Below are 23829 nucleotides of genomic sequence, written 5' to 3'. Positions count from 1 at the left end.
GTTATAATTTTATTTGAAAAACCCGATTCTGGATAAGACCAAGTGCAGTGTTTTTAAAATTATCGCCAAGTCCAGAAGAAACGACCTGTTTTTGATGTAGTAAAGGTCATACGTCAAGCGCTCCTTTGTTTCCTCCATCGAGCTGGGGTTCTCTCCTTTGACTTTTTGGGAAACCTGCGCCCAGCCGGTAAGCCCCGGCTTAACCAGCGTGCGCACTTTATAATAAGGAATTTTTTGTTCAAGCTCCCGCGCGAAATCCGCCACGTCCGGCCGCGGGCCCACCAAGCTTATGTCGCCCAAAAAAACGTTCCAGAGCTGGGGCAGCTCGTCCAAAGACGTCTTCCGCAAAAATCTGCCTATTTTCGTGACGCGCGGGTCGCCCTTTTCAAACCAGCTGACGGGCGCCCCCACTTTCATCGTGCGAAATTTAAAGGGCCTGAACTTTCTGCCGTTCTGTCCGACGCGTTCGGGCACGTAAAAAACCGGCCCGCCGTCGTCCAGTTTCATGGCCAAAATTATAAACGGGTAAAATATCAAAGAAATTATTCCGGCGGACAATGAAATAATTATATCAACGAACCTCTTCGCAAAATCGTAAATAGCGCGGGAGGGAGAGGATATATTTTCCAAAAGCCACGCCTCGTCAACCAAAGACGCCGGAACCTTGTGGAAAACGGATTCATAAAATTTCTGAAAACTGAAAAACTGCACGCCCTTAAATATCGGCTCGTAAAACTTTCTTACAATCGCTTCGTTATGTTGATAGGGCGCTCCTATGGAAGTCGGCGAAACCACGGCGGCGAATCCGCCTGCGGCGGCGGCGCGCTCCAGCGCGGAAAGATCTATGTCAGATGCCGATTTTATTTCCTCGGCGCGCTTCGCGCCGACCACCCTTATATTGCTGTAGTAAGGATTGTGCGAAAAAGCCATAACGAGCTCCCGGAGCTCCGGACCCGGCCCGATAAAATAAAGGGTGGCGGCGCCGAAAGCGTTTTTCAAAAACGGCATATTCCACGCTCTCCATAAAAACAAAAGCGCGAAAGAAAAAATAAGGTATAAGATTAAATTCGCTTTCGGCGCCAGAAAAAAATACGGCAGGAAAATATAAAAGAAAACAACCGCTATCACGCTGTTTATAACATGGACCCTGACCAAGGCCTGCGCCAGAGAAAGCCGATAGCCGATTACAAGAGTGCTGTAAAACCCAGCGAGATACAAGACCAAAATCCACATCAAAAATATCAAGCTGAATGGCAATAAGTGGTCTTCCAAAAAAACCCTATATGACCAAAGATAACTCCCGTACGGCAGAAAAAAAAAGCGGACGGTCAAGGACGCCCAAAGGGCCAAGACGAAAGACAGCAAATCGCCAAAAAGCAGGACCAGAACAAGAAACTTTGATTTGACATTCCAATTATACATGCCTGATTTAAATAAAAAGACGAAAATTTTATACGTAATTACCAAATCAAACTGGGGTGGGGCCCAAAGATACGTTTATGATACCGCAACCTCTCTGGATAAAGAAGTGTTTGACATCGCAGTCGCCGCCGGCGGAGAAGGCGTTTTAACGGAGAAGTTGAACCGAGCCGGCATCCGCACCATACCAATTCCTTTTTTGCAGCGCGACATCAGCATCATAAAAGAATTTTTATCGCTTTTTGCTCTTTTGAAAATTTTCAAAAGCGAGCGCCCGGACATCATTCACTTAAACAGCAGCAAGGCGGGCGGGCTCGGGGCATTAGCCGCAAGAATCTCGTCACTCGTCACTCGTCACTCGCTCGCCTCGCTTCACGGGCGAAGCGGGCCACTCATAGTTTTCACCGCCCACGGCTGGGGCTTTAATGAAGACAGGCCTTACGTCGCGCGGCTTATTATTTTCCTTGCGCAATGGATTACGGTTATCTTCTGCCACAAAATTATTACGCTCTCCAGAGCCATGCACAGCCAAGCGATGTATTTCCCGTTCTCCAGAAAAAAAATTTTTTTCACGGAGCAAGGCCTGCGGCCCGCAGAATTGCTGCCGAGAGAAGAAGCAAAACAAGAGCTTACTGGCGCTCTAAGTAAAACAAATTCAGGCAACAAAGAGTTTCCGGGCCTATGGGTCGGATGCGTCGCGGAACTCACTAAAAATAAAGGAGTTGTTTATTTAATTGAAGCCGCGGGCAAACTGACCGACCATGATTTCCGGCTTTTAATACTCGGGTCAGGTGAGGACGGCGAAAAACTCCGGCTTCAAATTTCTGACACAAAATTGCAAGACAAAGTTTTTCTTTTGGGCTTTGTGCTGGATGCCGCCAAATACTTTAAATCCTTTGATATTTTTGTTTTGCCGTCTGTTACCGAAGCGCTCGGGTATACGCTTATTGAAGCCGGGCAAGCCGGACTTCCGGTTGTCGCGACCAAAGTCGGCGGAATCCCGTGGATAATCAAAGACGGCGAATCCGGCATTTTGGTTCCGCCGAAAAACCCTGAAGCGCTTGCCGGGGCCATAAAAAAACTTTTAGACGACGGGGGGCTCCGCCAACAAATGGGGCAGAAAAATCACGAACTCGTCTCCCAAAAATTCTCGTTTGATAAGATGCTCAAAGAGACGGTTGACATTTATACCAAGCCGTGAAGTTTTTTGAGTCCCGCAATGCCCTCCGGAAGAGAAGTGGTTGGCTCCCAGCCTAAAATCTCGCGGGCTTTTGAATTATCAGCCAAAGTAACCGCCGTCTCTCCGATACGCGCGGGGATAATCTGAATCGGCCCGCCAAACATATCTGCCAGCTCTTTTACGGTATAATTTTTGCCAGTGCCGATATTTATTATCTCCGCCTTGCCTACTTTTGTGGATTCCATCGCTAAAATATTCGCGCAGACAACATCCTTAACATGTGTGAAATCGCGCGTTTTTTTATTCCCATCCGCCACCATAGTCATTGGTTTCCCTTCTTTTAGTTGCTGGCGGAAAATGCCGATAACAGTAGCGTATGCCCCGGTCAAAATTTCTCTCGGCCCGTAAACGTTAAAATATCTTAAAATCACGGTCGGCAAGCCATAAAGCTCCGAAAAATTTCTGCAGTACAACTCGCCCATGAGTTTTTGGGCCGCGTACGGATTCAACGGATCGGGCTTCATGTCTTCGCGGAAAGGCGTGGAGTTTTTTCCATACACCGAGGATGAGCTGGAGTAAATCAGTTTTTTGACTCCGGCTTTTTGCGCGGCGCGAAGCACATTATAATTTTTTATATCAGCTTGGTGAAAAACGGCTTTCGGATTTATATTTTCGCGCTTCCCCGTTTCTAAATTATCAATAATATGCACTTCATGCCCTTTTTCTATTAAGGCATCAACCAAATGCGATCCAATAAACCCGGCTCCGCCGGTTACAAGAACTTTCATATTATATTAGTAAAACCACCCCGCTCGCGGGGTGGTTTTGAAAATCAATTTCGGATTATTGGGCTCTCGGAGCGGATTGCAGCTGCAGGAACCATGGGACTTCGCTTGAAGACGGCGTCGGAGCCGGAGTTGGCGTCGGTGCAGGCGCGGGCGTGGGAGTCGGGGCGGGAGCGACTCCAAAAATTACTCCCAGCTTTGCGCGAGTTTTTGGCCCCACATATCCATAGCCGGGATCGCCGGCTTTGGCAATTCCGTATTTCACCTGGAATTTTTGAACGGCGCGCCCGGTAAGAGAGCCGAAATAAGTCGTCTCCTCACCCGGAGAGCCGACGCCGAAAGAAGAAACTTGAGTATCGGGGTCGGAGTTCAAAATCTGCTGCAGGAACTTCACATCTTCGCTAACCACGCCGATGCTCAAGCCGGATGAGAAAAGCGGTGTAATCGGTGGGGGTTGGGCCACTTCGGGCGCGGCCGGGGTTGCTTTCCCGAAAACTTCTTCCAGTTTTGCCCTTGTCTGCGGGCCTACTCTGCCGACTTGCGAGATGCCGTATTTTGCCTGGAAACGTTTAACCGCTTGCGCAGTCAAATTCCCAAAATAACCGCTGACTGTCCCCTCCGGATAAATACTTTCATCCCGAGCCAGTAATTGTTGGAGTCGCGTCACGTCATTGCCTCTTGAACCAATGGCCAGATCGCTGTTAAAAACCGGACTTACGGCTTGAGCTACTGGAGATGGCTGGGCGGCCGTTGCGGCCGGTGTTTGCGACACAACCGGAACGGTTGGCGCGTAAGAGCCGCCACCACCGCCACCACCGCCTCCTCCTCCGCCACCGCCGCCTCCACCGCCAGTGCTGCAAGTAGTAGTGTTACCGGTAACGGAAAAAGTTGCGGTTGCGCCGCCGGATGGGTTGGTTATTGTGTGAGTATTATCTGACGAAGTGCAAGCCGCGCTGGATTGTATTGAAGCGGTTTCCGGCACGGTTAGAGTCACTCTGTCCGTGGAATTCAGCTTGATGGTCTGGCCTGCGGACATAGTCACGGAAAAATCGGCCTCATTGACCGTTATAGAATCCATAACAGACGCGTTTCCTGAAACAGTCCAATTTTTGCCATTTAAAGTAATTATGACGCCCGGCTGTAGAGTCGCGTCTCCCACAGCCGAGGCAAAGGCAAAAGGAACTGACATTAAGATGGCGAAAATTTTAAAGTAAATTTTCATGAGTAATTTTTGTAATTATTTACTTGTCAAACTTACTTGCAAGCGCCTGCCTCAACCAGCAAAACCGTTGTGTTAAAGTTATCTAACGTTGTCGTGCCAACAGAAAGTCTGAACACAACACCATCATGTGACCGCACAAGCTCAATACAGCTGCCTTTCTTTGTTCCGCTGGTATCTAAATATAAAGTCGTAGTAGCGGCACTTGTAGCAGACAATTCCGCCGCCGGAGTGGAAGTCCCCCCCGCGCCGATGAACCCTTGGGTCGCGAACTGTCCGGAGGATCCCGTGGTTGTGGCAGTGCCGGAAACCATTAATGAGTTAGCGCCGGTAGAAATTGAAATACCGCCGGTGGAAGAAGCGTAGCCGAGAGTAGTGAGGCCGGTTACTCCTAAAGTGCTGCTTAAAGTGGTTGCGCCTGTTACCGCAAGCGTTCCTGTTGCGGTGACATTGGAAACATTCACTAAAGCGCCGGAAAGGTAAACGCTGCCCTGAACCGCCAAACTATTGCCAACCAAGGCAAAGGGCGTGGAAGTTGAAACTCCCAAAGTGCTGCCCGTAGTTATGGCTCCGGTCAGCGTTGAAGCGCCTGTTACCGAAAGTGTGCCGGTTGCGGTGATATTGGAAACGTTCATCAAATTGCCCGCAATATACACATTGCCCTGGACCGAAACCATGGCGGTATCGGACGGAGTGGAAGACGCGACCGCAACAGTCCCCGTAAGAGTGGAGGCGCCCGAAACCGTGAGCGTCCCTCCGGTGTTTACATTAGTGCTAATAGTGGTTGCGGAATAAACAATCCCCGCGACCATTAGTACGGAAACAAGTCCAGACGCCGCCACGGTGATGGACTGTTTCTTTGACAGAAGAAAATTCTTCATAAAAATTTTAATGCTAATAAAAACGAATAATTAAAGTTCGACGCTTTAAACTGTTTCTATTATAGCATTATGCGCCAACAGGCCGGTTGTGGATAACTCCGACGTCGTGTCGGAGCGGGCTTACTGGGGATTTCTCCCTGCCCGTATTTCCTCTATAAAATACTCTCCCTGCGGCTTAAATTGTGGATTAAGCTCTATGGCTTTTTGAAGCTCTTTTATGGCATTTTGACGCTCCCCCAGCTGCATATAAGTTGCCGCCAAGCTCACGCGGTACTGGGCGTTTTGGGGTTCCAGTTTTATAAAGAGCAGCCAGATATCGCGGACCTTTTTGTAGTTCCCCACTCTAGCGTAAGCCGCAAGAAGGTTTTGGTCGTTAGTTATTCCGTTTTTAAAAACCTTTGATAAAACTTTTTCGGCATAATTTTCGTCCCCATTAATTATGGCGGCCAAAGCCAGGTTTCTCACCGCCTCCCCGTAAGTCGGGTCAAGGTCGTAGGCCTCCTGTAAAATTTCCAGGGCCTTTTTGTTGTCCCCTTTCGTAATGTGCGCGTCAGCCAGTAAAAAATAAATTTGCTGTTTTTGCGGCGACAATTCATGCGCCTTGGCGAGAATTGCGAGCCCGTCGTCAATCCGCCCGATTTTCAAATAAAGCGCCGAAAGAAAAAGGTACGCGCGGGCGTCTTTCGGGTTCTCCGCAACCTGGCGCTCCATCTCGGAAACGGCTTTTTGCACCGCCTTAACCTTGAGCTCCATCGGGACGTTAAATCCTGCGATTTTGTTTGCGTAGCCGGCGAGCTGCTCCCTGGCTTCCCCGTTGCCGAAGGTCTTAAGTTCAAACACCCTGTCAAAATCCGCCAAAACTTTGTCAACGTTTCCGGAATCCGTCGCCATGCCCTTCAGCGCGTCAAGCAATCTCTGGTTTGCCAAAAGCGGTTTAAAATTCAAAAAATATAAAGAGAATAAAACTGCGAGAAAAACAAAAATGACGGCGACGTATTTGGCAAAAGATTCAGCGGGGGGTCGGAAATCTCTTTGCTGAACGCTTCCCAAAAATTGCACGAAACCCAAAACCGAGAAAAAAATGAAATAGGAGGTAAGATTGTCAAAAACAAAAAGATTGTGGAAAAAATAAGCGGCGAAAAGCGACGTGAAAGCGGCAGTGGCGAACTTATCCGATTGATTTTTCCAAAGCGTGAAGATAGCCGCAATGAAGATTCCGAGGTAAGCAATCAGCCCCAGCGCCCCGCCCTGCGCCAGCCAGTCAAAAAATACGTTGTGCGCCCTGTCAAACCACGGCTCCTGCGGCCACAACATGGCTTTATAGTGCTTATTGAAGACAAGATTAAAATTTTCAAGTCCTACTCCCAAAACAGGATGTTCCTGAAACCCCTCCAGCGCCATGCTCCAGATAGTAAAGCGCGATTTGGTTGTCTGCTCCTGCGGCGAAAGCTGGGCAAAGCGGCTAAGCACATAATTTTTTTGGACAAAATTAGTATTCTTTAACGCAAAAAACGCGCCGACCATTAAAAAAACAGCCGCAACAAGCCCGGCGGCAACAAGTTTATAAAGCCTGCTCTTCGCACCCCAATCCAACAGCGCCAAAAGCAAAGCAAAAAGCACCGCGCCCCCCATGAGCCCCAAAATCGCGCCTCTGGTTGCGGTAAGAAACACAATCGGGGTCTCCAAAACAATGAGCGCCGCAAAAAGACCTTTTATCCAAACTCGTTTTTCCCCGCCTGCCAATTGGCGGGCAGGTTGAAATAAATAATAAGCCAGAAGCGCGAGGTGAAAAATAATGTAAATCGCAAGATACGTCGCGTTTCCTAAAGTCGCGTCAAGCCGATCGCTTGACTGATGGATTTCCAACCTCCCCATAAACTGCAGATACGAATAAGTCGTGATTATGAAACTTACTGCGATGCTTGAGTAAAAAAATCTCCGCCAGTCGGTTTGCGATTTAAAAACGCCGATGAGCATTACGAAATACGCAAAAAGATGAAGATGCCCCACGAGCCCCTCCATTCGTTCATAATTGGACCAAAAACTGCGGTAAGGATTCTCCCCGAAAATAGTGGATAAAACCAGAATTACGAGCGTGGCCGAAACCGCCCAAAAAACGGGCGACAATGTCGGGCGGAAGCGCTTGTCAAAAATCGCCGCCAGCGCCCAGAGGGCGAACAAAATTTCAACAACTATCCTGAAGAAAAAGTTTTTTCCGGTAATGAACGGAAAAAATAAATCCCCCACCCCGGGGAGAAAAATATTGGCGAAAAAATTTCCGCCCACGATAAGCGTGGCGGCCGGCAAAACGCAAAGCCCGACTTTGATTATTTTAACAATGATGTCTATTGTTTTTTGCGACATGGTTTAAATGATACCTAAAACCAAACCCTGCGGCAAGGCAAAAGAAAAAGGCCCAAGATTGGGCCCATTCGCGCGGCTAAGCCAGTGCTTTCTCGATGTCTTTGCGGACGTAGTCCAGCAAAGTAGTCGGGTTGGGGAGATTGTTTTCTTCTTCCATCTTCTTGATCTTTTTGTCCCACTCATCCAATACTTCCAAAACTACATCTTTCGCGGACCTAGCAACTTCTGCCGGTTTTTCCATGTGACCAAGCATAATTTCCCCTCCTTTCTGTAACCCTAGCTTTTTCAATGATTTTTGTCAAGTGATTATGGCAAAACTCTATCCGGCAATACTTGGAAGCCGGACTTCCAAGTGCTAATATAACAATATGAGAAAAGAGGTATTCTCCGTTGGGGAATTTTATCACATCTATAATCGCGGAACCGATAAGCGAAAAATTTTTTTGGATAAATACGATTTTGAGAGATTTCTGCAAAGCATGCAGGAATTTAACACGTTAAAACCAATAGGCAGTATTTATGAGAATTCTTTCGTAAAAAATCAACTTGGGAGTTCGGCTTCCAAGCAACGCAAATTAGTAAATTGCGTAGCTTACTGCCTTAATCCAAATCACTATCATTTTATTCTTCAGCAAACCGAAGAAAGGGGCGTAGAAAAATTTATGCAAAGACTCGGCACTGGTTTTACAAACTATTTTAATAATAAATATCACCGCAGTGGAGTATTGTTCCAAGGTAAATTTAAATCTCGCCATATTGACTCCAATGAGTATCTTCTGCATATAAGCGCTTATGTAAATTTAAACGACCGCATCCACCGACTTGGAAGCCGAGCTTCCAAGTCGAGTTGGGAAGAATATGTAGAAAAACAAAAAGGGACTTGTGAGAAAAAAATAATCCTAGATCAATTTAGAAACATTGCGGAGTATAAAACTTTCGCAAAAGAATCGCTCAAAGACATATTGGCGCGTAAACAGCTTTACAAAGAGCTGGAAACGTTATTGTTTGATTAACTTGGAAGCCGGACTTCCAAGTGCGTCATAGTTCATATTCTATGACAATTGTGTCGTTTTGCTTCGGATGAAAAACGCGGGTTTCTCCGCCCACGCCCTCAACCAGCGCAAGATAACGAAGCGGCCGTTTAACGGTCACTTGGTCGCGGACGGAGACCGTATTTTCCCCGAATATGTATTTTCTTTCCAAAATAAAATCGTCGCGCACTTCTCCGTCGCGCGCCGCCGGAGCCACTTTATAAAATGCCGCGCGCGGAGAAACGTCGGCAGCAACATCCCTGCTCCACTCCGTGGAAATCAAAGGCGAAAATGCGGACAAGATGCGTTTTAAAAAATGTCCAGCGAAGAGGTGTCCAAAAGCCCGGATATTTCCGGCGCGGAGCTCAACAAACATATAAAACATGTGGCTTTTCAATTCGTGCCGCTCGTTTTTAAGAAGCTTTAACGCGCGCTGAATGCGCGCGCGAAGCGAAAAAGACGACGGCGCAGCCACCCAACTGCCATAGCCCGTGCCGCTCTCCACCTCTCCATGGCGCGCCGGGTATTTATTAGCAAATCCTTCGGAAGCATTACCAAAATAAAGCGCATTGCCTCCGCCGTAGCCGGAACCCCAGCTCATTGTTGGAGCAAACGTCTTTCCGCGCAGAGTTACAAGATACGACGGCTTCCCGACGCGCAAAATGTCGGCGTCAGGGAAGTAAGTATATTCGTCTTGCGGCATATTTGTTTTTTGCGGAACAAAATTCCGCACGCGCGCAAGCCAGGCGGTTTGGCAAGTCCAGAAAATTTTACATTGAAAATTTTCTCCCGCATTGGAAGCCAAAATCCAGCCGTCTTTTGCCTGCTCGCTCTCCAAGCGCTCCCACATAAGCCGCGCGTACTCTGTTGCCAATTCGTCTCCGGCGCGTTCGCCCCATACCAAAAGCGCGTAGAGGTCAAAAGAATAACTCGCCACCTCGTAAAAGGAGTGCCAATACCAGCGTTTGGCTTCGGCCCGGACGTTTTTTAGCCCGTCTCTGCCGATTAGCGCGACCAGCGCCCGAATCCCCTTGCTTAAATTTGCTTCGTACGCGCGCCAATCAACCCCCAGCCGGGCCAGAGAATACAATATAAAACCGATGTGCCGGGAATGGTAAAAGGAAGTGAGGTCGCGCGCGGAGTCCGGCATGCCGGATTTCTCCGGAGAAGGATGGTAAGAAAAAAAACCGTCCGCCCACTGCTCCCGAAGAGCGCGCTCAATGCCTTTTAAAACGGCGTCTTTCCACTTGTCTTCGCGGAATAAAGCGTAAGCGGCGGCGAGCCCCGTCCCCGCCCATAATCTCTGGTTGGTAATCGGCTTTTCTGAAGCCGCTTCCGTGAGATAGCTGGAGGCGACTTTCCGCACGGCGTCACGATATTTTTCTATCGTTTCACCCGAAAGGCCGCTCTTTGGATGAAGCAGAAGAGATGAAAGCGCGTCAATCCCGGCCCCGGCGTCCAAACTTGAATTGGACATATTATATCTTGAATAATTCCCGGGCCAGACTATCCAATATTTTTCCGAGGGCTCGGGTTTTATTTTAGAATACACGAACTCCGCGTAAATCCTCGCGCGCTTTAAATATTCCGCTTCGCCTGTCGCGTCAAAAAGCTCCAAATTCAATATCGCCGCGTAAGCGATTTTTCCGGTGTGTTCAACTCCGTGTTTCGCGCAAAAAATATTTCCGTTCCTCTCCGAGGCGCCCCAAAGTGCGCCGGACGCTTTTTTAAGAAATCCCAGAGGGGCGTCCATCGTTCTCCTTCCTCAAAAAAAATAATTGTATCTTCGCGTATTTTCTCCAAACCTGCCGCGGCATCATTTTAGAAAACATCCTCGCGGCTTTGACAAATAATGAAAACGGCAATGGCGGGGACTTGCTGTAATAAGGAGTCAGCTCTTCAATTGTCGGAAAAAGAAACAAACATTCCCGCGCTTCCAAACTGAACCCAGCTCTCCTTAATATCCCACAAGTCCAGTCCGGATCAACCGGCTTGAATGGCGCCACCATCTGCGGAGTCATCACCGGAAAACGAATTTCTTTTTTGCGGCGCGCCTTGAGGCGGTGCAGGGGCAAAAAATAAGAAAATTTGTTGCAGACGCCTAAAATCAGCATACCGCCCGGCTTTACCAAAGACGACAGATCTTCCAGTATTTTTTCATGCAAATCGGTCGGATACGCTTCCAAACGAAAAAGGCAGGAAACCGCGTCGGCTCTGCTTTCCGCGCCCGCAAAATTGTAATTGGCGTAATCAACAGGGTTCTCCGGCTTGCCCGCGCCGCCGATTCTTTCTATTGAAAAACGCGCCAGTTGGTCGGCAATCTCCAGAATTTTAAATCTCGCGCGCGGAAAAATCCTGACCAAGCCCTCCAAATACGCGCCGGTTGACGGCAAAAAATCAATCCATTCCTTCGCGTCAGCGGGCGCGTGCGCTTTGATTGAATCAAGAACCGCCGAGAACTCCTCCCTAAGATAGGGGCGGTATTTCGCGCCGCTCCAGACCCTGAATTCCTGAAATGCTTTCAACTGCTCAATTGGCCAGTCGTCCGGGTCCCCGGAAAGCGGCAGGTCGCGGCTGCCGTCGTAGAAATTATTATGCACAAACTCCGCCGGCGGCCTTCGCCGCGGAGGAATCGGCTTTTTGTCCGGCCAGCCGAACATAACCAAAGCAAGAATCTCGCGCCTTTCAGGTATTTTAAAAATGCTCCGCACAATTTCTTCTTTCCCAACGCTCGCCGCCCAATAAGCTCCCAAACCAAGACTTTCCGCGGTAAGGACCATATTTTGAATCGCCGCCGCGCCGGATTGGATGTTTGAATGGTATTCCTGGCTGAATCTTTTATCGTAAGTAGCCACAAAAAGCACCGGGGCTCTCGCGGCCTCGCCGGCGGACTTCGCTTCATAAACAAGTTTTTGGCGGAGCGCCGGGTCGGTTACGCGAATCAGCCCCAGAAGCTGCATATTGCAGGAGCTCGGCGCCCAGCTGGCCGCCTCAAGAATTTTTTCAACATATTCCTCCGGCACGGGCTTATCGGAAAAATGCCGCTGGGTGCGCCGCGATTTAATGACATCTAAAATCATTTTAATTTAGAATATATGTCGTTTCGTAAAAAAAGCAGTTGATGGTTTATTACCGGATAACGGTAAGCAAACGGCGATGGGTATTTTTGCGCAAGCGCATATCCTTGAAAGCGCGGGTCGCCGGCAATCGCCATGGCCTCCTTGTCGGACTCCACTCTCTCTAAAGAAGAACTGGTAATAAAAATCGCCGCCGGATTTTTAGAATAAAAATAATCTATGCGCTCTTTGGGCGACAGCTTGCCGCGCGCCAAAACAGGGTCGTTTAGCGCGCCGAAATCAACGGCTTTCATTTTAGAAAAATACGGCACCGCGCCAGCATCCAAATAAATTACCACCCAATCTGTCGGCGACAGATTTTTTTGAAGAAACCCGCCAGCTAAATAATGCTGACTCTCTTTTTCGGTTTTTTCATCATTGGCAAAAGTTATTTCGTTTTTCAGTTTCGCCGCATGGAATAAAATTTGATATGAACTTAAAGCAAAGAACAAAAATATTGCCAACTTATAACCAAGTTTTTTGTTGCCTTTAATATAATTAAGAACCGCAAAACCAAAATTAAATGCGAAAGCCAATCCCAGCCACATTGCCGGCATCAACGAAGTATAAAAACGCTCGGAGAAATTCGTAGTAAGGTGAGAGCGCGCATAAAACAGCATAAGTAAAGCCGCGAAAGCCGCGGTCGGCAGAAAAACGTATAAAATATTGGATTCCCAAAACCCTCCCGCGCGACTTTTTATCCGCGCCCAAAACCAGTCAATTTCCGGCAGTAAGAGCGCTATGCCCGCCAAAATTGGGAGCGCAAAGTTTCCGCGCAGAAACCTGAAAATGTCAATTAAAATGTCCACGCTAAACCCGACGTCGCTTTTTGCGTAATAAGTATTCGGCAAGAGGGCATGATAATAATTTAATCGCCACAGGAAATAAAGAAGCGCGGGCACAAAGTAAAAAATCGCGAAGCCGATTATAAAAATTTTTAAACTTCCGCGCCGTTGTCTAAATTCATAAAGCGCCGCGGCAGCCGCAAAAAACCCGGCAAGCGCAACGCCCTCCGGCCGCACCAAACTTGTAAGAAGCAGAGACAAAAACAAGGGCGCGCTCTCCCCGCGCAATAAAAACCGCAGTAAGAAATATGACGACGCTAAAATAGAAGCGATAAAAAGCATTGTTTCCAGCCCGGAAGAGGCGTGAGTAAATAAAATCGGCGTCGTGCTGTAAAGCAGCAATATAATGCCGAGGACAAATTTATCGGACTTCAGCAGCCGTAGCGATAAAAAAAGCATAAGCCACCCCAAAAAGAAAGAAAAAACGCCGATGGCGCGGCTTACGTTAATCGGGTCAAAACCAAATTTTATAAAAACGGCGAGCGCCGCGGGCAAAAATACGCCGGTATATCCCTCAATCGGCGGCTCGCCGACGTTCCAAGTAAATTCACCGGACTTCGCCAAATTTTCCGCGTATCTAAAAGTGATAAAAGCGTCATCAATAACCCAGTTCGGGAAAATAGTAAAAACAAAAATCGGATACGCAAGCGAAGCCAGTATTAGAAATAAGGAGATGGCCCTTGTAAGCCGGTTCATATCATAGCTGTTCATATATGGCGCGTAAAAAATTGTTTATATTTTCTTCCCTGCTCAAATCACTGCATGCTGCGTATTCCTGGTCGGTGTAGCCGCGAAAACTGGCTTTATCAAAGGCCGTTAAAAACTTGATTAGTTCGGCTTCATCAAATCCGCGCCAAGTTTCAATTTCAGCAAAAGCCCGGCGGCAGGATTCAACGCTATCCACCCGAAAAACCCCGGGGCTATTTTGAAACCAAACATGCCCAAAAAGCAAAGCGGGTTTTGACCTCATTACTGCTTCCCACGCGGCGGTTCCGGTAACCGCGGCCGCCGCTTTAGCATAATGAATCAGCTCAAACGTGTTCGTTCCAATCGGCATTATTCTCGCGTTTTTCAGGGCAGCAATAGATTTATAATAACCCCGCGGGCGATCGTTAAAAAATGCCGGGCCGCGAGGCAACCACTGAAAAGGGTGTTCCTTGACATAAATTAGCCAACCCTTCGGCAAAGACGCCGCTAAAATTTCCAGCATTAAAAGCTGATCTACAAAAACATCTCCCTGGGTGACGGTGTTTTGCTCTGGTTGCGTGTGAAGCGGAACATAAACAAAATTTCTGCTGAAATCCGGAGGAGATTGAACTGATAAATATTCTTTTTTCATATTGGGGCCAAGCCTGTTGATAAAAAACCTTATGGATTTTTTAGGCAAAGAAAGGTCTTTGGCGCTATTCACAATCAGCCGCAGCCGTTCTTTAAAGGCATGCGCTGCGCCAAATCTTCCTTTTAAAAAAACATTAATTTCCTTATATGTCGCATCTCTAAAATCCGAAATGTCCTCGGGGCTTTGAGACAACTTTCTGTGTTTAGAATAGTAATCCCGCAAATCCTCGCTTAAATTCGCGACGCTAAATTTACCCGATTGATTTTTCCAAACCTGCGGTTTAAGCGACGGATGCCCGTCTTTAAAATCTTCATAAAGCAGCAGCCGATCGTTCACTACCGAAACCTCAACCACCAGCGTTTTAACATTTCTGCTTTTAGCCAGCGCGTAAACAATGTAATCATAAAGCGCATGCGGCGCGGAAAGAAAAAGAATCGCATCCGGGTTATATTTATCAAATACTCCGCGCCAGTACTGCAAAATATGATAATACAAATGCTTCCTCTCGTTGATTGCTAAGTGTCCCAACCTCTTGTTCATCATGGTTAAAACAACCGACTCGGTGGCGTAAAATTGCTGGATTGCGTCCCGTCCGACCGAAGGGAACTCTTCGGCGTTAACGCCCGGGGCCGGCTTGCCCGCTATTGCTTCGTAGTGGTCGTGAAAAATCGTGCCTGGAAAAGTTTTATAATCCGCCTCTTTGCCAAAATCACAAACCCAATAAACAATTTCGTGGCCACCTTCTTTGAGCCGCTTTACGATTTCTATCATCCCGACTTCCTTGCCCGACCATGACATTAAAAATATCCTCATTGAATTATTGTATCTTTGCCGCCGGCATCTTGCAACGCCGCGACTAATAAGGTATATTATTCTACATAATGGCGAAAAAACGTAAAAAACGAGTTTATACTTACGGCGTCTTTGATTTATTTCACAGCGGCCATGTGAAGCTTTTAAGAGAAGCGAAGGCGCTTGGCGACCATCTTATAGTCGGGCTTTTTACAGACGACGTCGCGGAAAGTTTTAAGCGAAAACCAGCAATAACGCTCAAGCACCGCATTGAAGTCCTCAAGCACTGCGTTTATGTTGACGAAGTGGTTGTGCAAGACGAATTAAAGCCAGACAAAAACATACTTCTTCACAAACCCCACATTTTAGCCAAAGGGCCGGGCGCCGGATGGGACAAAAGCAATAAAATTATGCCGGGAGAAGAAACGATGCTTTCCATTGGCGGCTCCGTCGTGCGCCTTGACTATCATGACGGCATCTCAACAAGCGACCTTATAAAACGCATAAAGAAAAGTTAATATGTTTATTGTTTCTCACCACCTGTTCAAAAACGGCGCGGTAGAATCTCTCCGCGGAGAAAGCGCGGTGACGCGCGTTAACGTCGCGTGGCTGCGGGAAAAAAGCGAGCTTGAGGATTTACTCAATAAAACCGCGGGCGATATTTATCTTGATTATCCTTCTGGACGGTCAAAACCGCCTCTCCCGACAATTTCTTTGGACGATGTCTTGGAGCTTGTTCCGCGCTACAAGCAAATTAAACATTTCGCCGTGTCAAACGTTGAAACGCCCTTGGCAATTGCGGCAATCAAAAACCGCCTTCCCGGGAACATAAATCTGGTGCCGAAAATTGAAACGAAAGCGGGCGTTGAAAAACTCGCCGAGATTATAGACAGCATTCTCGCAACGCATATTATGTTTGATAAAGACGACCTTTATGTTAATGTCCTCGCTGATAATAAGCTCTTTGAAGAACTTGTTGAAAGGGCAAGGAAAACCTGCAGAGAAAAAGGAGTAAAGATCCTGGAACTACAAGGTGTCGTTTTCGCGCCGCGCGAATAAATGAGACATTATGTGCTCGGCCCCTATTTCAGAGGAGCGGCCGAAAGAATAAATATATTTTTGCCTTAAACCAATTATTTTTTCCCTGTATTTTTCTTTTTCGGCTATCAGTTTTAAAACAAAATCCGGAGCCAAATCTATTTTCTCCGGCGATAAAACCAGCCCGATTTCACCGCGCAATGAAATTTCTATCGGCTCCAAACCCAACTCTTTATATCTTGGATTGTTGACTCTAAGCGGCACGTCAATAAACAATACCGGCCTCTCCGTTCCAAAAGCGTATTCCAGAGAAATGCCGGAATAATCCGACACCAAAACATCGGCTCTGATCGTTTGCTCATCTGACTCAATGGATTCATCTATCAAGAAATCGGGGTTCGCAAAAAACCGCTCGCGCAGACGGTTTATCAACGCGGGGAATCGTTTGGTGGTCTCGGGATGCGGCCTGACTACAACTTTATATCCGCTTTTTAAAAGCATGCCGGCAAGTTTTTCTCCGCAGCTTTCAATCACGTTATTTTTTCCGTAAGACGGCGCGACAAGAACGGTTTTTTTGCCGCCGGCGCGGACGTCGGCGGATGCGCCGCGCGCATGATATTTTTTAAAAATCCGCTCCAAGCGGTAATATCCGGCGTTAACCAGCTCTTTCGGTTTTAAGCCGTACAGTTGCTCGCTTTTTATAATTTCTTCCATGTGGCGCGGCCCGGCGCACAATATTGAATCATAATAATCAAGAGCGCCGAATCTAAAAACCATATGCGTACTCACGAGCGTGTGCGGAACATAGACATAATGGACGTCGTAGATAGACCTTTTAATGTGCAGCCGGTGCAGGTCATTCAGCGTTGCCGCAAAAACCCCGCATTTAACAAGGGGCATAAAAATGGGCAGAAGTTTATTTAAATAAAACGGCTTTAGTTTAAAAGGATGACTTTTTAACACGGGGTCGCCACGTCCGGAAGTAATATAATAAATATCCTGTTTGTAGTTGCTTATAAGCTCATTAATCAATCCTTCAAAGTAGGGATAAAAACCGCCGTCTTCGGCGTAAAAAACTATTCCCCTTTTTACTCCGGGGGTTCTCCAAAAAAAACGGCAGAAATCTTTTATTTCTCTTACTAACTCAAGCATTTCCGTTTATCCCGTCGTCCTTTTTTTTCGTTTGCGCTGCTTTTGAAAAAATACTGCCGAGAAAAATTATAATTTTGCGCAAAACAACCCTGAAGGCGACGGCAACGCCCGCAAAAAGGGCGATAATTATTCCAAGAATGTAGCTTCCGGTGCCCGGATCCAAATAGGCGTAAGCAACAACCGGAAAAACAAGGCCTAAAAGCAAAATGCCGGACAACGCTGTTTTATAATATTTCATAATACCTTAGCGAGATACTTTAATGGTAATCGGCTTTGTCAGTCACGTCAATCAAGTCATAAGCAGTCGCGCTATCAGAATAGTAACTCCGGTCTTCCAAGAAATCAAAATCGAAGCCGAATTGCTCGTTAAGAATTATCCTGAACGTATTTACATTGGTCGCGCGCTCTTCAACGCCGCTGATTCCCGGGAGACGGTACGCGTTAAAATTTCTCATCCTCTCTTGAAAAAAAGCCGCGGCGGAGGCGTCCTGTTTGTCAAGCGTTGAGGTGCCATGATCCGACTGTATTAAAATAATGGCATCGCTGTCCGCCGATATTATTTCCCGAAGCGTTTCTTTTACTACTTGATTTATAAAGATTAATTGGTCAAGATATTGCTCTTTTTGCTTCCAAATATCTCCCTCCAGCATATATTTGCCATTCGGCACTTCTTCACCATTCTGCTTAAACACAAACGGCGGGTGCGGCGACAATATGTGGGCAAAAATGAATTTAGGGCCCGGCAGGCGAGGCATTTCGCGCAACGTTTTAAAAGTATACAGAACCCTTTCTCGCTGAATATATGTGAAATACCTTTGGTATACAGGACCCAAAACAGTTGTTTTCAGAACCAAGATTGAAAACGGGTCCATTGAATTGTCAACCCGGAAACTCAAATCGGCGCGCCGGTTGTAATTTGTTTCTCCCCAGCCGGAGCTTAAATGCACAACGGAATAGCCGTAGTGTTTTAATATACGCGCGACCTCGCTATCTTCTATTAATTGTTTTAGCGCGTTGGCAATTTTTGGATAGTCTCCATTATATTCCTCAACAAGATAATTAACATATTTCATATTCAATGTGGACGCCAGTGACAATGAAGTGTGCGGGTAATTGCTTCTGCTCTCGCGCACAACGTGAAATCCCATACCAGTAAGATAATCTATAAATTCTTTGTTGTCGTAGCCATAGAGTTCTTTAAGGGTTTTTTCGTTCGCGTACGCGTCCAAGACGATGTAATAAATATCGGGCGCGCCTCGCCCGCTATTGTATTCCGGATACGCGGCCCGACTTTCATTTTGGCGCGCCTTAGGATCTCCGGACACGGCCGAAAACGCAATCCTTGACTCGTACCAAAGGAGCGCGCCGAGCGGCATCGCCATAAGGACAATGCTCGCGATATTCAGGGCGCGCGTCACGTCATCCAAATCCTTCTTTGTTTTCCAGATAAAGTAAGCGCTCAAAAAGAATAATAGGAGCCACAAAGCAAGAATATATCTTGTCCGCGCAAAGCCGAGGAAAAAATATCCGTAAGCGGCCCCGAAAGAAAAGAAGAACAAAATAAATAATGACGTTATGATTCCGGCTTTTTTGTAATTCTTAATAACAAAACTTAAAAATAGAAAGAATAACAGCGCGCCGGCGGCGGAGGCGAAAAAAGGGAGCACGGCTTCGTAGTATGAAACCTCGTCTCTATTGTGAAAAAAAAGGGAAAGGACCGGGAATATCGCGAATAAAAATTGGTGGATAGGCAAGTTAAATAATCGTCTCATGTTATGCTCTTAAATTATAAGTTTTGAAGAAATAAGAATCCTCATTTTTGAGAAGCATTGCCGGAGACCCTTCTTCAATAATTTTCCCGGCATCCAATGCTATAAGCTTATCAGAAGCTTTAACCGTGGACAAGCGGTGAGCAATGGCCAGCACGGTTATTTTGCCCCTCAAACCCTCAATTGATTTTTGAATTAAAATTTCGGATTCGTTATCCAAAGAACTGGTGGCCTCGTCCAAAAGTAAAATTTCTGGATGTCTGGCTAAAACTCTCGCCAGGGCTATGCGCTGACGCTGGCCAACCGAAAGCTGAATGCCCCGCTCGCCAACGAATGTTTTAAATTTTTCGGGCAAAGATTCAATGAAATCAAAAATGTTGGCCATTCTGGCCGCTTCAATCATATCATCATCAGTTACGTTCTCTCCGTAAAATTTTATATTATTTTCCACGGTGTCATTCATCAAAAAAATATCCTGGGAAACATAGCCGACCCTGGTTCGCCACTCCTTGAGCTTAAGGTTATAAATATCAACACCGTCTAAAGTAATTGCGCCTCTTTGCGGCTCCAAAAGGCGCAGTATGAGGTCAACAATGGTGGTTTTGCCAACGCCGGAAGGCCCAATAAGCCCGGCCATCTCCCCCTTTTTGATAAAAAAATTGATTCCATTAAGCACCGGCCCGTAAGAAGCGCCGTAAGTAAAATGGACGTTGTTAAATTCCAAACGATCCCGGAAATTAAAATCGCGCTCGCCTAAATCCTTTTCCTTGCGCCCGCGGATTTCGTTCTCATAATGCATTAATCCGCGCAAGTAAGGCTCGTAAGAAATGACTGAGTGGAAAAAAGATTGCCCCTGTTGCGCTTGAGTAAAAATTTTATTAATGGCATAGACAATTACCGCAAAAGATGCCATATTAAGACCCTGATCCGACATATAAAAATAAAGGAGCGCCGCCATTATAAAAAAAAGGGCTAGCGGCTGAATGAGCGCGCTGGTTAATATGGACGCCAGAGTAATTCTTATATCAAGCTCCTTCAGCCGATCAAAATAATTGTCAGCGCGCTCTGCAATTTTATCTTTGGCCTCGATGGATTTAATTGTTTTGATGCCCAAAATGCTCTCGTTTATAAAATGTGCCACATCCTTAAAAATCGCGCTCATCTCCGAAGACGCGGCTGCGTTTTTTCTAAAAAGAGGCCTAAAAACATAAAAGGACGCCAACGCCAGAAAAAATGCCGCGAAAGCGACGGTTGCCGATATATTGACTGCCAAAACAATGTAAATTAAAAGATTAGCGGCAACAATAATCAAACTGCTGACGTAGGAAAACAGGGCGGAGCTGTTATTGATGTAAGTTGTTAAAATCTGATCCAAATAACCAAGTTTGTGTTTGGTAAGATATGGCCAATCCGCGAAAAGGGTTTGGCTAAAAAGCAAGCTGCGCTTCCTGCGGGCAAACTCCGAGGTTGTTTTTGCCGCGATAAAACTGGCCGCAAAAAAAACGATGGCTTTTATAACAAAAACGACGACAATAAACAAAACCAAATACTGCAAAGTAAACGGCAAATAAAAAAAATTAAAAAACTTCCCAATCATCCGCGAAATAATATCGGTGCCGCCGGCGCCGTTGTTAAGAAAAGAAAAAAGAGGAATAACAGCATTTATGCCGATGCCCTCCAAAACACTGCTTAAAAAACTCAAAAGCGCGAAAGCCGCAACCGCCCATTTAAAATCGCCGAAGGCTTCGCCGAATAATCTAAATAAACCGAAAATCTTTTTGCCGGCGCTTTGCATTACAACCATCAAATTTGGCGTGAATCCGCCTCTTTGACCAGCGCCGAAAGGCGGTCTTCGGAAAGCTTTGGCGCAAATTCCGAAGAAAAACTTTTATTCTCTGCGGCTATCAACTTTGCCGGATACTTTTCTTTGTATTCTTTCCCTACAACCTTTTCATGCGGAGTCAAAATATACATATCCTTGGTCTCAAACGCCCGCGGCAGTTCATGGTCGGCCAGCAATTTTTCATGTATTTTCTCGCCGGCGCGCCTGCCGATAATATTGACCTTTATATCCCGCTCTTTTTTGCCAAAAAGCGGCGCATAATGCCTGACGGCGGTTTTAACCAAATCTAAAACTTTGACCGCCGGCATCTTAAGCACAAAAATTTCCTGCCTCCGCATCAATCCGGCAGCCTCCAACACCAAATTGGCCGCTTGAGGAATTGTCATAACAAATCTCGTCATCTGCGGATCGGTGATGGTCACGGCGCCATTGCTTAAAATTTGCTTTTTTAGCAAAGGAAGAATGCTCCCGCGGCTGCCCAAAACATTGCCGAATCTGACGCAAGCGAATTTGGTTTTCTTGTCGCCTTTGTAATAGTACGAAGCCAAAAATAATTTTTCAGCCATAAGTTTTGACACGCCCAAAATCCCCTCTGGCTCGGCAACCTTGTCGGTGGATATGCCGATAACTTTAGGTATGTTAAGGTCCCGCGCAACTTCTATGATATTTTGCGTGCCTATAATATTGGTTTTCACGGCTTCAAAAGGGTTATATTCGCACATTGCCACTTGTTTTAAAGCCGCGGCATGAAAAACCACGTCAACCCCTTCCATTGCCATTCGCAGGCGGTCTTTGTCGCGAATATCCCCGATAACAAAACGCAGTTTGTTGTTTTCCAATCCGAATTCATGCATCAGCTGGTAGTGCCGATCTTCGTGCCTGGCAAAAATACGGACAACTCTCGGCTTAAATTTCAAAAGCTGGCGGACGATTTCAGAACCGATTGAGCCTGTGCCGCCAGTGACTAAAATATTCTTATTTTTAAATTCGCTCTGCATTTTTTAAATATTGGCCATTAGAATAAATGGCGTTTTTTGGGTCGCGAATCCTGCCGGCCGTGATAAGCTGGTAAATTTCCCGCACGCCGTCTTCCAAACTATACCGCGGCTTCCATCCGTATGACATGAACTTTGCAGAAGAAACTTTATAATTTCTCAAGTCTTCAAACGTGACATTATCGTGTTCAACTTTTGCGTCGGGAATTATCTTTTTTATCGTATCCGCGATTTCAGAAACCTTGTAGTTCTTGGCGCTTAAATTAAACAGGCCGTTCAGGTTATTTTCTATTCCGAACACTATTCCCTCCGCGGCGTCTTTGACGTGCATTAGCGGTCTCCATTGCTCGCCGCCGAAAACCGTCAAGAGCTCATTCGCGGCGGCTCTTTGGGTCAGCAAATTAACGGCGAGATCAAATCTCAACCGCGCGTGCCTGTCTCCTGCGCCAAAAAGAGTGCCGAGCCTGAATATAAGATAGTCGTTTGAACGCGCCATAATTTCTTTTTCTGCGTTCAATTTGGTTGCAGCGTAATGCGACAATGGCTTGACCTCCGACGATTCATCCAGCAAGCCGTCGTTTTTCCCGTAAACAGAGCAGGTGGAAGTATAAACTATTTTGCCTTTATAATTTCTAGTAAGCCACTGAACGGCGGAGAGATTAATTTCTCTGGTAACAGTAGGATTAATCGCGCACGCCTCATCCCCAACTATAGCCGCCAGCCAAATAACAATGTCAAAATTGTTTATAATCCGGCCCAATTTTTCTTTATCGCGGATATCTCCGTAAATAAAATTTATATTTTTCAAATAGCGATCTTCGTAGATAAGATTATCATAAACGGCAACGTTGTATCTTTTTTCCATAAGCAAATCGGCGAGATGTCCGCCGACATAGCCGGCGCCCCCGCAAATCAATACTTTAGTTGTATTTTTTGACGGCATCAGCGACTTTATTGGATATATATTTAATGTCTTGTTTTTTCAGGCCTATATAAAACGGCAAAGCCAGCGCGCTTGCGCTCACGGCTTCGGAGATCGGGTAATCGCCCGGTTTAAATCCAAACCTGCTTCTGTAAAAACTGAAAAGATGGATTGAAGGCAAATACGGCTTTGTGCTAATTCCCTGTTTTTGAAGGTCAAGTATGACTCTGTCGCGATTAATATTTTTACCCGCCTTGCCGTCGGGCAGGTTTTTGATGCGGACAACGTAAACCATCCATGTGTGGGTGTTGTGCGGATGCGTTTGAGGAGCTTGAATCAAGCCGCCGTGCGGCGCCAAAAATTCATGATACCAATCGGCGATGCGGCGCTCGCTCAAAAGAAAATCAATATTCTCAATCTGCGCAAGGCCGACGGCCGCGCTCATCTCGTCCATCCGGTAATTATAACCGAGCCGGTTGTGGTCCAGCCACTGCATATTCTCGGCCCTGCCTTGGTTGCGCAAACTTCTGCAAAGCTCGTAAATCCTTTTATCGCCGGTTACAATGACTCCGCCTTCGCCGGTAGTCATTTGCTTGTTCGCGTAAAAAGCGAAAACGGCCGATTCGCCGAATGTCCCGGCCATCCTGCCTTTGTATTTCGCGCCCAGAGATTCGCAGGCGTCTTCAATAATTTTTAAATTATGCTTTTTGGCGATTTTCAAAATAGGAGCCATTTCCGCCGGCTGGCCGAAGATGTGCACGACCAAAATCGCTTTGGTTTTTTTTGTTATAGCTTGTTCAATTTTATTCGGGTCAATGTTGTAAGTCAAAGGGTCAATATCCGCAAAAACCGGCTTGGCGCCGACGTACAAAATCGCGTTGGCGGACGCGACAAACGAAAAAGGCGTTGTAATTACTTCATCGCCCGGCCCAATGCCGGCCGCAATCATAGCGAGATGCAGCCCCGCCGTGCCGGAAGAGACAGCAATGGCATACTTGGTGCCCACGAACTCCGAGAATTTTTTTTCAAATTGTTCCTGTTTTTGGCCGATACTTAAAATACCGGAGTTTAAAACTTCTATTACGTATTTTTTTTCTTTAGCGGTGATATGCGGCTTTGCGCTAGGATATTTTTTCATG

21 protein-coding genes are annotated in these 23829 nt (G+C 46.6%); 4 read left to right on the top strand and 17 right to left on the bottom strand.

The genetic code is table 11. From position 1 onward, the window contains the following. Nucleotides 1-9: 9 nt before the first annotated feature. Nucleotides 10-1422: an exopolysaccharide biosynthesis polyprenyl glycosylphosphotransferase gene (locus HYW15_01820; protein ID QQG42928.1), complete on the bottom strand. Its 1413-nt coding sequence runs from the start codon at nucleotides 1420-1422 to the stop codon at nucleotides 10-12. Between HYW15_01820 and HYW15_01815 the strand changes: the two genes are divergently transcribed. Next, nucleotides 1421-2620, top strand: coding sequence for a glycosyltransferase family 4 protein (locus HYW15_01815; GenBank protein ID QQG42927.1), 1200 nt, complete (start codon nucleotides 1421-1423; stop codon nucleotides 2618-2620). The two genes, HYW15_01820 and HYW15_01815, sit on opposite strands and share 2 nt — an antisense overlap. Here HYW15_01815 and HYW15_01810 read toward each other — a convergent pair. The 5 genes from HYW15_01810 to HYW15_01790 form a co-directional block, all read right to left on the bottom strand. Then, nucleotides 2605-3387, bottom strand: coding sequence for an NAD-dependent epimerase/dehydratase family protein (locus HYW15_01810; protein QQG42926.1), 783 nt, complete (start codon nucleotides 3385-3387; stop codon nucleotides 2605-2607). The two genes, HYW15_01815 and HYW15_01810, sit on opposite strands and share 16 nt — an antisense overlap. A gap of 55 nt (nucleotides 3388-3442) precedes the next feature. Beyond that, a complete protein-coding gene (locus HYW15_01805; GenBank protein ID QQG42925.1) occupies nucleotides 3443-4606 on the bottom strand; it encodes a peptidoglycan-binding protein in 1164 nt (387 codons plus the stop codon). Nucleotides 4607-4638: 32 nt separating this feature from the next. After that, nucleotides 4639-5484 (bottom strand): hypothetical protein, encoded by an 846-nt coding sequence (locus HYW15_01800; protein QQG42924.1) that lies wholly within the window; start codon nucleotides 5482-5484, stop codon nucleotides 4639-4641. Nucleotides 5485-5604: 120 nt separating this feature from the next. Then, on the bottom strand, nucleotides 5605-7848 hold the full coding sequence (locus tag HYW15_01795) for an O-antigen ligase family protein (protein ID QQG42923.1): 2244 nt from the start codon (nucleotides 7846-7848) through the stop codon (nucleotides 5605-5607). Nucleotides 7849-7924: 76 nt separating this feature from the next. After that, nucleotides 7925-8101, bottom strand: coding sequence for a hypothetical protein (locus HYW15_01790; GenBank protein QQG42922.1), 177 nt, complete (start codon nucleotides 8099-8101; stop codon nucleotides 7925-7927). A 115-nt stretch (nucleotides 8102-8216) separates the two neighbouring features. Between HYW15_01790 and HYW15_01785 the strand changes: the two genes are divergently transcribed. Then, entirely contained in the window at nucleotides 8217-8861 is a 645-nt protein-coding gene (locus HYW15_01785) for a transposase (GenBank protein QQG42921.1), read from the top strand. 25 nt (nucleotides 8862-8886) lie between these two features. Here the strand turns inward: HYW15_01785 and HYW15_01780 are convergent, their stop codons facing one another. From HYW15_01780 to HYW15_01765, 4 genes are read right to left on the bottom strand one after another with little or no spacing between them, the layout of a single operon-like run. Continuing rightward, nucleotides 8887-10632, bottom strand: coding sequence for a hypothetical protein (locus HYW15_01780; protein ID QQG42920.1), 1746 nt, complete (start codon nucleotides 10630-10632; stop codon nucleotides 8887-8889). Continuing rightward, nucleotides 10607-11959 carry a nitroreductase family protein gene (locus HYW15_01775; protein ID QQG42919.1) on the bottom strand — a complete coding sequence of 451 codons (1353 nt, stop codon included), beginning with the start codon at nucleotides 11957-11959 and terminating at the stop codon, nucleotides 10607-10609. The genes HYW15_01780 and HYW15_01775 overlap by 26 nt, the downstream gene beginning before the upstream one ends. Then, complete coding sequence (locus HYW15_01770) at nucleotides 11956-13551, bottom strand: hypothetical protein (protein ID QQG42918.1); 1596 nt, start codon at nucleotides 13549-13551, stop codon at nucleotides 11956-11958. Before HYW15_01770 ends, HYW15_01775 begins: the two co-directional genes overlap by 4 nt. Further along, nucleotides 13538-14992: a hypothetical protein gene (locus HYW15_01765; protein QQG42917.1), complete on the bottom strand. Its 1455-nt coding sequence runs from the start codon at nucleotides 14990-14992 to the stop codon at nucleotides 13538-13540. Before HYW15_01765 ends, HYW15_01770 begins: the two co-directional genes overlap by 14 nt. A gap of 68 nt (nucleotides 14993-15060) precedes the next feature. Here HYW15_01765 and HYW15_01760 point away from each other — a divergent pair, with 68 nt between their 5' ends. Beyond that, entirely contained in the window at nucleotides 15061-15489 is a 429-nt protein-coding gene (locus HYW15_01760; GenBank protein ID QQG42916.1) for an adenylyltransferase/cytidyltransferase family protein, read from the top strand. A 1-nt stretch (nucleotide 15490) separates the two neighbouring features. After that, nucleotides 15491-16030, top strand: coding sequence for a hypothetical protein (locus HYW15_01755; GenBank protein ID QQG42915.1), 540 nt, complete (start codon nucleotides 15491-15493; stop codon nucleotides 16028-16030). Here HYW15_01755 and HYW15_01750 read toward each other — a convergent pair. From HYW15_01750 to HYW15_01720, 7 genes are read right to left on the bottom strand one after another with little or no spacing between them, the layout of a single operon-like run. After that, nucleotides 15998-17161: a CDP-glycerol glycerophosphotransferase family protein gene (locus HYW15_01750; protein ID QQG42914.1), complete on the bottom strand. Its 1164-nt coding sequence runs from the start codon at nucleotides 17159-17161 to the stop codon at nucleotides 15998-16000. The genes HYW15_01755 and HYW15_01750 overlap by 33 nt on opposite strands. After that, nucleotides 17154-17399 (bottom strand): hypothetical protein, encoded by a 246-nt coding sequence (locus HYW15_01745; protein ID QQG42913.1) that lies wholly within the window; start codon nucleotides 17397-17399, stop codon nucleotides 17154-17156. Before HYW15_01745 ends, HYW15_01750 begins: the two co-directional genes overlap by 8 nt. A gap of 19 nt (nucleotides 17400-17418) precedes the next feature. Then, on the bottom strand, nucleotides 17419-18933 hold the full coding sequence (locus HYW15_01740; protein QQG42912.1) for a sulfatase-like hydrolase/transferase: 1515 nt from the start codon (nucleotides 18931-18933) through the stop codon (nucleotides 17419-17421). A gap of 1 nt (nucleotide 18934) precedes the next feature. After that, a complete protein-coding gene (locus HYW15_01735) occupies nucleotides 18935-20734 on the bottom strand; it encodes an ABC transporter ATP-binding protein (GenBank protein QQG42911.1) in 1800 nt (599 codons plus the stop codon). Further along, nucleotides 20734-21771, bottom strand: coding sequence for an SDR family NAD(P)-dependent oxidoreductase (locus tag HYW15_01730; protein ID QQG42910.1), 1038 nt, complete (start codon nucleotides 21769-21771; stop codon nucleotides 20734-20736). The genes HYW15_01735 and HYW15_01730 overlap by 1 nt, the downstream gene beginning before the upstream one ends. Next, entirely contained in the window at nucleotides 21755-22711 is a 957-nt protein-coding gene (locus HYW15_01725) for an NAD(P)-dependent oxidoreductase (GenBank protein QQG42909.1), read from the bottom strand. Before HYW15_01725 ends, HYW15_01730 begins: the two co-directional genes overlap by 17 nt. After that, nucleotides 22689-23828 carry a DegT/DnrJ/EryC1/StrS family aminotransferase gene (locus HYW15_01720; GenBank protein ID QQG42908.1) on the bottom strand — a complete coding sequence of 380 codons (1140 nt, stop codon included), beginning with the start codon at nucleotides 23826-23828 and terminating at the stop codon, nucleotides 22689-22691. Before HYW15_01720 ends, HYW15_01725 begins: the two co-directional genes overlap by 23 nt. Nucleotide 23829: the final 1 nt, after the last annotated feature.

The sequence above is a fragment of the Candidatus Giovannonibacteria bacterium genome, from assembly GCA_016432405.1.
Classification (GTDB): Bacteria; Patescibacteriota; Minisyncoccia; order UBA11713; family 2-01-FULL-45-33; genus MFHE01.
The sequence above is the reverse complement of the archived record's forward strand: the minus strand, read 5'-3'. Positions and strand labels throughout refer to the sequence as shown.